Source organism: uncultured Rikenella sp., assembly GCF_947628055.1.
GTDB lineage: Bacteria > Bacteroidota > Bacteroidia > Bacteroidales > Rikenellaceae > Rikenella.
In genome coordinates, this window is the sequence record NZ_CANQYJ010000001.1 from 38,451 (window position 1) to 51,905 (window position 13,455).

At 50.9% G+C, this 13,455-nt stretch carries 7 protein-coding genes; 1 reads left to right on the forward strand and 6 read right to left on the reverse strand.

All coding sequences use genetic code 11. From position 1 onward, the window contains the following. Positions 1-9: 9 nt before the first annotated feature. On the forward strand, positions 10-2,208 hold the full coding sequence (locus tag Q0Z93_RS00145) for a SusD/RagB family nutrient-binding outer membrane lipoprotein (protein ID WP_298061299.1): 2,199 nt from the start codon (positions 10-12) through the stop codon (positions 2,206-2,208). A 197-nt stretch (positions 2,209-2,405) separates the two neighbouring features. Here Q0Z93_RS00145 and Q0Z93_RS00150 read toward each other — a convergent pair whose 3' ends face one another. The 6 genes from Q0Z93_RS00150 to Q0Z93_RS00175 all read right to left on the reverse strand — a co-directional run. After that, entirely contained in the window at positions 2,406-3,512 is a 1,107-nt protein-coding gene (locus Q0Z93_RS00150; protein ID WP_298061301.1) for a pyridoxal phosphate-dependent aminotransferase, read from the reverse strand. Positions 3,513-4,469: 957 nt separating this feature from the next. Continuing rightward, the gene (locus Q0Z93_RS00155; RefSeq protein ID WP_298061303.1) at positions 4,470-5,351 is read right to left on the reverse strand and encodes an SDR family oxidoreductase; all 882 of its coding nucleotides are present in this window, start codon (positions 5,349-5,351) and stop codon (positions 4,470-4,472) included. Between the two features lie 298 nt (positions 5,352-5,649). Then, complete coding sequence (locus Q0Z93_RS00160; RefSeq protein ID WP_298061307.1) at positions 5,650-7,812, reverse strand: SusD/RagB family nutrient-binding outer membrane lipoprotein; 2,163 nt, start codon at positions 7,810-7,812, stop codon at positions 5,650-5,652. 24 nt (positions 7,813-7,836) lie between these two features. Beyond that, complete coding sequence (locus Q0Z93_RS00165; protein ID WP_298061308.1) at positions 7,837-11,403, reverse strand: SusC/RagA family TonB-linked outer membrane protein; 3,567 nt, start codon at positions 11,401-11,403, stop codon at positions 7,837-7,839. A 295-nt stretch (positions 11,404-11,698) separates the two neighbouring features. Continuing rightward, positions 11,699-13,159: an aminoacyl-histidine dipeptidase gene (locus tag Q0Z93_RS00170; RefSeq protein ID WP_298061310.1), complete on the reverse strand. Its 1,461-nt coding sequence runs from the start codon at positions 13,157-13,159 to the stop codon at positions 11,699-11,701. A 1-nt stretch (position 13,160) separates the two neighbouring features. Continuing rightward, on the reverse strand, positions 13,161-13,455 hold a 295-nt coding region (locus tag Q0Z93_RS00175; RefSeq protein ID WP_298061313.1), incomplete at its 5' end, for a hypothetical protein.

A 13,455-nucleotide genomic window follows, 5' to 3' on the forward strand; every position in this document is an offset into this window, starting at 1 on the left:
AAGTCATTTATGAAAACATACCAAAAATACATTTTGAGTACTGCAGTACTTGCCGGCGCAGTTCTGACTGGCTGCAAGGACAAGATGCGGGAACTCAATACGGACCCTAACTTGATCAGCCAGACTCAGCCTGAGGCCATGTTCTACGGAGCCACCTACAACTGGGGTTGGTTTTGGAAAGGGTGGATGACCGAACGAGCTGGTAATATCGGCTCAACCATGCAGATCAACAACAACGGGGCAGGTTCGTATGTCGATCCGACGACTTGGTCGGGCGGTAATCCGGGGTATTTGGGCCGTTTCTGGACCCGGTATTATAGTGCGGGGAAAAATCTGAATTCGATCTGTAAATACATCGACGAACAATTGAAAGGTACGGAACAAGCTCGTTATCAGGATATCCGTGCCATTTCACGCCTACTCCAGATACACGAAGCATGGACCATCTTTACCAATTACGGTACGATGGTGTTCAATGATGCTTTCAAAGTCCGTGAAGGAGTTACCTATCCGACTTACGACATTTACTCGGTGGATATTTACAAACAGTTGGACGACTCGGTGAAAGCATGTATCGCACAACTGAATTCGCCGGTACGCGAAGATGCTGTTTCGCTGGGGTTACAAGATAATTTCTACGGTTCCTCGTATACAGTTACTCCGGATGTCGGCGGGGTGAAGTGGACGGCCACTAAGCCTGAAAAACAACGCGAACGGTGGCTGAAATTCGCAACCACACTGCGTTTGAAGATGGCTTTCTCTATGCGGAATGTCGCTGCGGACACCTATCAGACTGTGCTGAACGAAGTACGGCAGCAGGTTGCTGCCAATCCGAACTCCTTGATGAGCGAAGTTCAAGATGGTTTGCAATACGTATTGCCGGATGCTTCGTATGACCGTAACGACGGTAACCAGATGTCTTTCTGGCACATGATGTCGGTCGCTTACATCAATTCGATGAAACAGTCGAACGACCCGCGTCTGCCGCTCGTGGCACTGACCAACTACTGCGATACCTCGCTCAGTGTCGGTTATAAATTCGTCGCTACTTATTTCCCGGACTCTCTGAAAGAGCGTCAGGTATATGATGAAAAAACCAAAACGTGGTCAACCAAATCGTGGGGCGATGTGCTGAAACAGGGGAATGTTTTCCAAGGCCGTACGTTCAATCCTGCCAACAACAGCGCAGTGTTCGGCCCGGGAACGTTGTTGAAAAACATGTCTCAGTCTTTGACGATGCACCATCCGGATTGGAAAGACCCGAACACTACCGGAATCTCGGAAGAAGAGAAACAAAAGCGCGAAGAAGACAATGCCAAACTCACGACGATCAAACTGAAAAACCACTTTACCGGTGTAGTGGAAGAAGTGAAATACAATGGTAAAGATGCATTCGTGAATGGTGCTCGTACCGTCAGCTTCCGTGTCGTATCGGGGCCACAGAACCGACACTATGTATTGAACTCTTCCAATGGGACCGGCTGGGGGACCGCTCCGTTCGATTATGACAATAACAATCCTTCGAGCGGTTATCACATGGTCAATAAAGTACTCTCGTACGCCGAACACTGTTTCCTGATGGCGTTGATCTGCAACTATGAGGGTGGTATGATTGGTTCGAAAGGTGCCGAAGATTGGTATAACGAAGGAATTCAGGCTTCGATGCAGGAAACGCAAGAAGACGCTCAACGTGTCTATGTGAAAATCGCTACGAATCCGAACTTCCCGCTCATCGCCGGTGTGAACGGAACCTCGAATGAAGACAAACATCTGTATAAAATCGACTATAAAGGGGACGACTATACAGACTATTTGACTCAACCTCAGGTAGCTTTCTCGGGCAGTCAGGACGAAAAAACCAACAAAATCATGATTCAGATGTGGTTGGCATTGTGGCAAAGCCCGGAAAATACTTGGTTCTATTATAAGGCTACCGGTTATCCGCACACGGTGAAGTATGAATGGGAAACTTCGACTTTGGATGCTATGCCGAAGACAATGGGGTTGGAACAGCCTTATCTGACTACAGGACAGGAAATGTTATTCCCTCGTCGCCTTTCTGCACCTACTCCACAAGCGGAAAATATGCCGAATTGGTATGAAATGCAGGAGACTATGGAAGCTCAGCCGGGTTATGCACCGCACGGGTGGACCGACTATTCTGGACGCGTGTTCTGGGATGTCGTAGAACCGGCAGGCTTGTACTAATCGGCCTTTTAAATCGAGTCGGTGCCTGAACGGGGCCCTCGGTTTGAGTAAACGTAATCCGGGCCACTTTCTTACTCAAGAAAGTGGCCCGGATTTTTTGTGCCGTTTCCGGAAGCTAAGGTCGAAACAAAGGGCCGTCGACCTCAATCGACAGCCCTTTGTACAACCAGAATCGACGTTTTTACAACTCCCTTTTGTTACCTCACCTGCTCGAAATATTTGACGAACTTCCCGTGCGGAGCCGACACGCAAATACGGGCGAACTTCGAGGCTTTTTCCTTCTGGCTCTTGGTGAAGAACGACAATGACACGCTTCCGATACGGTGTTCCAGCAGTTCTTCCTCGGTCCGGTTCACCACGACGAAAATCCCTTTCGGCGTGCTCGCGTGATAGTATTCTTCGGCCAGCAGGCCGCGCTGTTTCAGATATTCGATATTCAGGGCGATGTCGCGCGCAGTGGCCGCCTTGAATGCCGAAGCCGCCTTGATCCCCTCGGGAGTGGTCAGAAGCCGCAAGACGAGCTGCTGTGCGAACGCATTGACCCCGTTGGTGCAATACATCAGACGGATTTCCAATTCGTCGTGCAATTCTTTGTTCGTCGTGTGGATAAACCCTAAACGCTGGCCGCTCAGGCCGACCGATTTGCTGAAACTTTCGGTGATGACCACATTTTCCAGCTCCATCAAGCGCTGGTAGTAGTTATCCCGTTTGTCGTAAAAGATCCGGCGGTACGGGCTGTCGAAAAAGACGACAATGCCTGCGTCGTTGAGTTTCTTGATCAGTGCGAACTGCTGTTCGTCGTCGTATTTTTCACCTAACGGGTTCCCCGGGTCACAGATCAGCACGGCGTTGCCTTGCAATTCCGGAATCATCCCCTCCAGATCGCTCTGAGCCATATATTCGGCATTCCCGATACCGCGAACTTTCAACATCTGGAAATAGCAGCCCCAGTAATAGACCGGAAGATAGAGCGTCCCCATCCCCACCGCCTGAACCACCAGATCGAGGGCATTCATCCCTCCGGCCGAGATCAGGATGTTGTCGGGCGAAGATTTGCCGCCGAAATATTCGTCGTTGATCGCCTGGCGCAAAGCGGGAAAACCCGGCCCCGGAGGGTAAACCTGGATGTCGTTCGAGTTGAAATCCATGTTTCCGACTACTTCTCTCAGGTCGATATTCACTACTGCGTTGACCCCTCGGTTCAACGGCAGGTATTCCTGCCCGGTCTCGGCAGTCAGTTTCTTGAGTTTCTCGCCGATCTGCACGATCTGGGACAGAGCGGCTCCGCTTTTGTTGATCTTCATACTGTATGCTTTACGGGATAATAAGGATTCTGTTTCTTGCTGTTTGCAAAATAATACTTTTTCTCTCAATCGCCGGCTCGAGCGGAACGAGGAATTGATCTATTTGTTAAAAATATTCCTGAATTGTTATATTCTGCATTTTCTTTGACAGACTGCGACGAAAAATCCTATGGGAAAGTGGGACTGCGGAGCCTAAGGAAGGAGTCGGGCAATTACAGTCCGGAAAGCCCCGAGGGGGCCTTTCTTTCAAGAAAGAATGGTCACTCACGGAACGGTGCAAAAGCAGCCTACAGTTTTTCAAACGGTTTTCGCACGGCCCGGAGCCAGCGTGTTAGGGTAATTACAGCTCGGTTGGAGTGTCCAGCGGCACCAGCCCTTCGCCCAGGGTGGCTCCGGCCTGACAATAATGAGATCGCCGACAACATGACGGAAACGTTTGCAAGGGTCTATAATTAACTGTACAATAAAAAGTTCTGCGTATTCGACCTCGCGCCCACTCCCCTAAGGCTGAGCAAACTCCCAGTCTGTCTGGCGGCACCGCGGAGGTCGGCGGTTCAAAAGATCGCAATATTAAGAGCGGTCTATTGTCCCGGCCCAAAGAAAACGCAATGACAAAGGACTGCGGAGCTAAACAACCAAGTGCGGGCCTCCCCCGCGGAAGGTGCCGCTCGGCACTCGATCCGAGAGTTTTCCTCTCCCCCCTCAGGCTGAGCTCGCGACTTTACCAACTTAAAGTAGATATTATCCATAATAAAATAACGCGATTATATACTTTATCATACCCGCCATCCCTTGTTCCAATTTTTCGGCTCGCGCCGCCCCCCGGCCGCTAAAAGCGACCCCCGGCGCAAAGCCGAACTCGAAAAGAGGAGCAAAGTACATTTATATAATCGCGTAAAATAAATGCGGGCCTCCCGAAGAGGCCCGCATGGAGCGGAATAAAACGCCCGCCGCTTATCATTTCTCGTGTTTTACATCGAGGAATTCCATGTTCTTTTCTTCGTATTCCTTGAGTTCCTGTTCCAAGCTCTGGCTGTAAAGTTTCATGGCCCGGCGGCTCATCCCCATGCTGGAGAATCCTCCGTCGTGGAAAAGATTCTGCATCGTCACCTTCTTGGTCAAATCGCTGAACAGGGTCAGGACATAGTTGGCGCAATCCAATGCCGTGGCATTTCCCAGCGGCGACATGCGCTGTGCGAAGTCCATCAGGTGGTCAAGCCCCATCACACCGTTCCCCGCCGTGGTCGGCGTCGGCGACTGCGATACGGTATTGACCCGAATCTTCTTTTCCCGTCCGTAGATATAACCGAACGACCGCGCGATCGACTCCAGCAATGCCTTGGCATCCGCCATGTCGTTGTATCCGTACAGCGTGCGCTGCGCCGCGATATATGAGAGTGCCACGATCGAGCCCCATTCGTTGATCGCGTCTTTCTTCCGCGCCACCTGCATCATCTTGTGGAACGAGATGGCCGAAATATCGAGCGTTTTCATCAGGAAGCCGTAGTCGAGGTCGTCGTAAGTGCGTCCCTTGCGCACGTTGGGCGACATGCCGATGGAGTGGAGGATGAAGTCGAATTTCCCGCCGAAATGTTCCATCGTTTTGTCGATCAGGTTTTCCAGGTCTTCGACACTGGTCGCGTCCGCCGGAACGAATATGGTGTTCAGTTTCTCGGCCAGCTCAGCCGTACCGCCCATGCGTGCCGCCATGGCCGTATTGGTCAGCACGATCTCTGCTCCTTCTTCGACGGCCCGCTCGGCCACCTGCCAGGCGATGGATTTGTCGTTGAGCGCCCCGAAGATCAGACCTTTTTTACCTTTCAGAAGATTATAAGACATCCTGTTCAGTTATTTAAATTTTTTGCAAAGTTAGTGATTTTCCCCTAATTCCCTTCTCCCGCAGTTCATAGCTTTGCGGAGGGTCGGGCGCTGGTTCGTTTTGTCCGTTCCGTAATACGACAAAAGGCCTCCTGGCGCGGCATGTTTGCGTCGTTGACGCAGGCATGCCGGCCCGGAGGCCTCCCGGTCGGAATTCTCCCAAGACTACTAACACCATAAGAGAAACCGGGTAGAAACAGGAAAGGTATTTCCAGCCCGAGTTTTCGAGCTGGAAATATCCGTCAGTCAAAGATTGATCCTACAAACCTTCCGTATCCCAGAAGATACGTCCGGTAGTTTCATTATACATCGACCCGTACATAGGCTGTTGAAGCAACAGCTGACGTGCTGCCTCATAGTTCTGGTTATTGGCTGCCTGCGGCTGCGGAAGCGATGCACGACGCGGGAAACTCAATGCTTCTCCATTGTCACGAGCGGTCGGGTTCACCCAATACAGACCTGACGGCCGATCAGCCGGCGTCTTTACCGTTTTCAATTTGGGATAACCCGTGATACGCCACCAGTCCCACATCTTCGTCGGCTGGTTGTAAGCGTAGATCCACATCTGACCCACGATAGCCTCTTTCTTATCGGTAGCGCTACTTAAGGCCTGAGCGGTCGTATAGTCAGAAATATCAGCCTCCGTGATGGAATATAATTCCGTATCGTTTACCCCAACGATCTTCGGGTTATTCATCACCGTCTGATTGTTTTCTGTTGTGGTAGTATTCGGGTTTGTGGCCACCTGGATCTGATAGCACAGAGCATCATTTTGAAGTTCTTTCATAGCGGCTGCTACCCCTTCTTCATACCACACATCCGCTGTTTTCCCGGTATTCGCTCCGTCATTGGTCAGATAGGCCATCATGAAGCAGAATTCAGGATAGGTATACACCGGACGGTGATAGAAGAGACTTGCCCAGTTCGATGCCGGGCCATCATACCCGTTTGCGTAGTTCGTCGAGCCGTCTCCGAAGGTACGTCCCCCACAGGCGACGAAATAACGGCCTTGCGGACGCGATGCCATGGTCAAAGTGAAACTGGTATCGGCTCCCCAAATCGTATATTTTGCAGGGAAGTCTGCTGTAGGAGTACCTACATTGTCTACGGTCCAGATACCTAACTTTTCATTGGCAGTCTGATCCTTCGGATCGTAGTCCGGATGATAGAACCGGAAAGTGAATGTACGTTGCCCCCAGAATTCACCCGGGCCACCCTGTTCGAAATATTCCGGGTTCGCCGTTTGTCCTTGATAAGCCAACATCGGGTCACTGGCAAAGTCGAGCACTCCGTCCCACGACTTCTTTTCCCACGTACCGGAAGCTGCTGCACCCGAGCCGCTTTTCTTGTAGATCCAATGTTCTTTCAACGAATCGGGGAAATAAGCCTGCATCCATTGGATGGCTTTATTTTCCTCATACAGGCTATTGGCACGAGCCAAGAGCGGCAGACGCGGGTCGTCCAACACTTTCAGATAATGAATGAAGTTATCCGAAACAGAATAATAGGTACTGATGGTATTCGGCCCCGAGTTGTTGTAGATCGAACTATTCTGGCTGGAACCGTCCATGTAGGCGAAGCACCCGTCGGCAGCGCTTTCGAACCACCCGGAGGCTTTCGTTTCGTTGAGCACCTGATTGAATACTTCATCTCCGATAGCACGTTTCATGATCCAAGCCATGTAAAGACGATACGAGTTGGCGAATTTTTTCCACTTCGTCCGTTGCGTATCATAATCACTGACTTTTGCCGGAGCAACTCCAGCTGCGGTAGGCATGGTGTACCCATACAACGGGTCATACTCGAGCAGCTCAGAGGTTCCCTCGGTCTTTGCTCTTTGAAGAACGGCAATATATTCAGCCAATTCTTTGTCCATCTCCTTATAGAGTTCGACCGTAAACAGATCATACTCCGGCAAAGTAATCCCTTCGGTAATCGCTTTGAAAGCCTGACTGTAAACCGCCGCTCCGTAATTCTGGAATACCCGGAATCCTTCGTAGATTTTGACAATCCCGGCAATGGCATGCAAATCCGCATATTTCGCCCGGTCGCCTTCTTGAAGCACATCGTCGATATAATTTTGCAACGAGACCATTTTATAGCCTACATCGTAAAACATATCATACTGATAACGGATGGTTGCAGGCGAAACAAATTCTATAGCCGAAGGATTGCAGTAGGTGCCGTTGGTAGCCCCTTGGTAGTGTACAAAGTACTGCATCATGGTACCCGCACTTCCATACGTGTTTTCCATCACAGCACGTGTACTGTACTCGAAGTCCTGCATCGCTCCCAGGAACATATATCTGGGGTCGGTTTCCCCGATAGTGTTCGGGTTGGTATTCAACTCACGCATCTTGTCTTGGCAACCGACAAGAGCGAGAGCCGCCAAACCGCCGATCAAATATTTTGTTATTTTCATATGAAAAATCGTTTGCTGTTAAAATTAGAATCTCAGGTTCAGGTTGAACGAGAAGTTGCGCACGAACGGCGTGGTACCGTAGTCATACGGAGTCAGCACGTTATTCGAGATGAACGAATCCGGATTTGATTTACCGCGTGTTTTATTGATAATGTAACATACGTTACGTGCGGTAAACGACAGGCGAGCCGACTGCAAACCGACGTGTTTGATCCACTTTTCCGGGAAGTTGTAACCCAACGTCAATTCACGCAGTGCCATGTAAGTCTGTTTGGAAACATAGTTATCGACACGGCTACCCCAAGAGTAGTTATATGGATAATATATGCTTGCCAACATGGGTTGGATGTGCCCGGCTTCGATAGCTTCGCGATAGGTCATTCCGGCCAAATCGACATCATTGCCCGTCTTCAAGCTGGTGACTACGGAATTTGTTTTGTGGAATACCCCATCCAGCATAATACCATTGTATTCAAATTCGCCTTTGTAGTTCACACGGCGCTGCCCGCCATGGTCTTTATCACGACCATACAACGATTCTTCCGTAGTCCCGGATGCAGTAGCGTATTCCTGAGAAATCTGAATGGCATAACCACCCGAACGACCGTCGATCTGGCCGAAGAAGTCGAACGAACCGTTGTTGTTCGGCAGGTTCACCTGTACCGAGGTATTGATCCCGTAATAGAAATCGGGTTCAACACTACCGAATTCGGTAGTAAGATTCTTTTTACCACCCCAATATTCAGATTCTTCACCGTAATATCCGGCAATACTATTCGCAGTCAGATAGCGGAATACCGGATTGACCGGAACTCCGAGTGCACCTGCTTCCGGATTGACATTCAAGTTGCCATCAATATTTTTCGAAGCAACGAAGAGCAGTTTCATGCCATTCCGATAATCGTTCGGATCTTCCGCATTATTGTATCTTGCGATCGGCTGGCCGCTACCGTAACCGCCACCGGCTGCTACGACACCGTAAGCTCCGTCGACGAAAGCATATACCCCCGGCGAACCGTCTACACCACCGGTAATGGTATAATAGTTGATGTTATTAGCCAGCTCCTTGATCTTACCGCGGTTACGGCTCCAGTTTGCACCGATGTTCCACTGCACGGTACGAGTCCGAATCGGAGTCACGTCCAACTGGATTTCCCAACCTTGGTTCTGGATGTTACCGGCATTGACCCACTGACTGCTTACACCCGATTCGCTCACCGCATTCAAAGCCAGAATCTGGTTCTTCGTATTGGTTTTGTAGTAAGCCACATCGACACCGATCCGACCGTTCAGGAAACGCAGGTCGGCACCGAATTCGATAGAGGTCTGGAGTTCAGGCTTCAGGTCGTAGTTCGGAAGAGCGGAATTGTTCGGTGAAGCTTGGAAAAGCGAACTGTTCTGCGGACCATATATCGAACTGATCGAGAAACCACCGGCCCCCTGTGCAGTAGTGTACGCATCGGTACCCTTACCTACCTGTGCCCAGGATGCACGCAGTTTACCGAACGACAAGATGTTCGGGTCGATCTGGAACGTATCCGAAAATACCCACGATGCGTTCACCGAAGGATAGAATACCGAGTAGTTATCCTGCCCGTACGGAAGCCAAGTCGGGTACAGCAATGAACTCAGCCAGTCGTTACGGCCGGTCACTTCCAAGTACACCTGATCTTTCCACGAGAGGTTGATTACACCTGCAACCCCGACGGTCATATTATTACGCGGAGTTTCAGATGCAGCCAGCTGACTTGCCGTAATCGGATTTACCGAGTTCCCGAATGTCCACAAGCCGGGGCTTATCAAACCGCCGTTGGTGCTCTTGGAATAAGAAGTTGAACGGGTGTTCCCGTAAATTTCAGCCAACAGACGTACGTCCAGTTCCAAGTTGTCGTCGATGAAACGGTTGTTGCTGTGCAACTGGGCGATTCCGTCGTACGAACCGCTGGTTTCCCCCCAGATGCTATAATAACCGTCGCTACCGGTACGTCCGGTACTTGAACCGTAGTTTTTCGTATCCGTAAAGATCTGCCAGTTGTTGTAGCTGAGGCTAACGTTGGCATCCAACCAATCGGTAAACTGGGCGTTCAGCCCCAATTGGGCAATCAACGTCTGTTCATTCCGATTCGTGTTGTCATCGGCAATCTTGTTCAGCAACGAGTTCAAGTTCCCCAGCTGCGAGGTACCATACCGTTGATAAGTTTCCGGATTGATGAAATGATCCTGATACCACTGCACATCCGTATTCCGGTTGATCGTAGCAGCCGTAATGTAACCCGGAACGGTATTCCAGTCCCAACCATTGCTGTAATAGACATTCTTCGTATTCGAGTTCGAATATTGTACGGTCAGATTGGTCGAGAAGATGTCGTTGATCTTACCGTTCGTCGTGAAGTTGATCGAATGGCGGTCGAACGAGTTGTTCGGCATCGCCCCGTCAGTGTTCGTATAAGCATACGACAAACGGAAAGTAGCCTTGTCCGACCCCCCGGTCAGCGCTACGCTCACGTTGTCGTAGTTGCTGTTCTGATAGATCGTTTTCCAGTTGTCCGGGTAGGCTATAACGTCTTCCAACGGGTTGTCGATATTGTCCGGAGCGTAGTATTTATAATACTGACGCAGTTGTGTACCTTTCAACGAAGCGAACGAAGGACCGAACGAATCCGACAAGTATCCGTTATAAGCCGCGTCAGCTCCGTCGGGAATGTTCCCTTCATAGCCGTTATAACCGTACCCCGCGCTGTACAAGTTCTGCAAGGCGATTGAGTTCTTATAAGTTACGCCCCATTCATGACCATAACTTACTTCGACACCGATCCCTTTTCGAGCCTTACCGCTTTTGGTGGTAATCACAATGGCGCCGTTCGCACCGCGTGAACCGTACAACGAAGTCGCAGCAGCCCCTTTCAGCACCGTCACGCTTTCGTAGTCGTCCGGGTTCAGGTTCTTCAACTGGTTACCGTACTGCGTATTCCGGTCGTTATTCCCGTAGATGGTTCCTTTGTCCTGCTGAGCGTATTCCATGATAACCCCGTCGATCACATAGATCGGCGAGTTGTTCTTGGTCAGCGACTTGGCACCACGGATCGTCACGGTCGGAGCCGTAGTTACCCCGGCAGACCCCCCTGTGGCAATCTGCACCCCGGCAACCTTACCCTGCAATGCATTTGCCGGGCTGATCGTGTTGGTACGGGCCAGTTCTTCCCCTTTAACGGAAGACGTGGCATACCCGAGTGCACGGTTCTGCTTCCGTCCTCCCAGCGCAGTCACAGTGACTGCCTCTGTCTGCAAAGCATCGGGTTGCAAGGTCACGTTGATAGTCGTTTTCCCCGCTACCGCAATCTCTTGTTTACGCATACCGGCGTAGCTAAATACCAGCGTGGAATTAGCCACCGATGCGTTGTTGATGGTGTAAGCACCGTCGGCACTGGTCAGAGCGCCAATGTTCGTACCTTTGATCTGTACGACTACACCTGCGAGTGGTTGTCCGTCTTCGGCAGACTTAACCACACCGCTCACCCGGCTCTGCGCATAGGCTGTACCGCCTATAAGCAGACCAAGGACCAACAATGTTAACAGTCTAATTTTCTTCATATAAAAGCATTTAAGTGAAAAGGGTTAATATTGTTTGACTTGAGTTTCCATTAGGCTCCACCCCTAACTATGGGCAAATATAGGATACTATCCCGAGATAAAAAAACTTTTTCTCACGAATTTCGTTTTTTACCCTCCCGCATGCCTTGCCGTTATCGGTTTTTCCGAGGACACGCATACGATATTAAATATTTTTACTGACCTAATCGGTTCGGTTTCAGGCCGGTGTAAGAGAAAAACACCAGAAGGCATGATGAAATCCGCCGATCAGGTGCTTATTTATAAAATAATTGCATCACACCGATTCGACCAGCCGGCACAGATATTGCCATACTTTGCCCACGCTGGCGATCTCGACCCTTTCTGCCGGAGAGTGGACGCCCCGCAAGGTCGGCCCTGTCGAAATGATGTCCAGATGGGGATACCGGGCCAAAAACAGACCGCACTCCAAGCCCGCATGAATCGCCCGGACTTTCGGTTCGTTTCCGAACATTTCCTTATAAATCCCGGCAGCTTTGCGCACAAGCGCCGAATCCGGATTCGGCGCCCAGCCCGGATAGCCGTCCGTATGGCACACGTCGGCTCCCGCCAGCGCAAAGACCGCCCCTACCCGATCCGCCACGTCGCGCTTCGCACTCTCGACCGAGCTGCGCTGCGAAGTCGTGATCTCGATCTTCCCCTCCTCCGGCATCTTTACCGAAGCCAGATTGGTCGAGGTCTCCACCAACCCCGGCATAGCGAAACTCATCGCCATAACTCCGTGAGGCACGGCATACAACACATCCAGCAAACGCCGCTGGACATCGGCAGGCAACACATAAGCCGGGGCTTCCGCTACAGGTTCGAGGTCGATCTTCATCGAGGCTTCCGTATGCTTGTATTCGGCAATCATATCATTGGCCAGCCGCCGGAACGCCTTTTCGGCGGCTTCGCACTGTGCGGCAGGGATTGCCGCCACCGCTGCCGCTTCGCGCGGAATGGCATTTCTCAGATTGCCGCCGTCGAACCGGCACAACCGCATGCCGTAATCTTTCTCCAGGTTCCAAAGGATGCGGTTCAACAGCTTATTGGAGTTGGCATACCCTTTTTCTATGTCATCTCCGGAATGGCCTCCGTGCAGACCCGAGATCTCTACCTTATAATAATGGTATTCGGCTGCCGAGGGAGCTTTCTCGGGCGTATAGGTCATCGTGGCGATAGTGTCTGTCCCGCCGGCGCAGCCGATAAAGATCTCGCCTTCGTCTTCCGAATCGAGGTTGATCATCCGGCTGCCGGTGAGCATCCCTTGGCCGAGGTTCATCGCGCCGGTCAGTCCCTGTTCTTCATCGACGGTGAACAGGGCTTCGATTTTCGGGCACCGTAAATCCTTGTCTATCAACACTGCCATCTGCAAGGCCATCCCGATCCCGCAGTCTGCCCCCAGCGTAGTTCCGCGGGCTTTCACCCAATCTCCGTCGACATATGCCTGAATCGGGTCGTTTCCGAAGTCGATCGATCTGTCGGAGTCTTTCTCGCACACCATGTCCATATGGCTCTGCAAAATCAAGGCGGGCTCGCTTTCCCGTCCTGCCGCGGCGGGTCGAATAATCACGATGTTCCCTTTCGCGTCCCGCTTGTGTTCCAACCGGTGCTGGTCGGCAAAGGCCTCGATAAAGGCTTGTATCTTTGATTCTTGCTTCGAAGGACGGGGCACTTGGGTGATCTGCTCGAAAATCTCCCACACGGAACGCGGCTCAAGTTCTGAAATCTGTTTCATATTATTTATTACTTTTAACTGTTCGATTAATCATTACCCTATGTTTGAGGGTACTGTTCTCTTTGTGAACAAAGAGAACCAGAAAAACTTTTTGAGATGCTAACGCATCTCTTGAGCCTGCCGGATGCCCTTGTCTTTGATTCTCTTGGGGTGTGAGCAATAGCGGGCACTTAGGTAAATAACGCTTTATGCCCGCTATTGCCACACCCCAAAGAAAACTCAATGCAAGAGGACTGCGGAGCGTAAGGAGTAGCGCAGCTATCTGAAAGTTTCTTTGGTTCTTTCTTTTCAAAGAA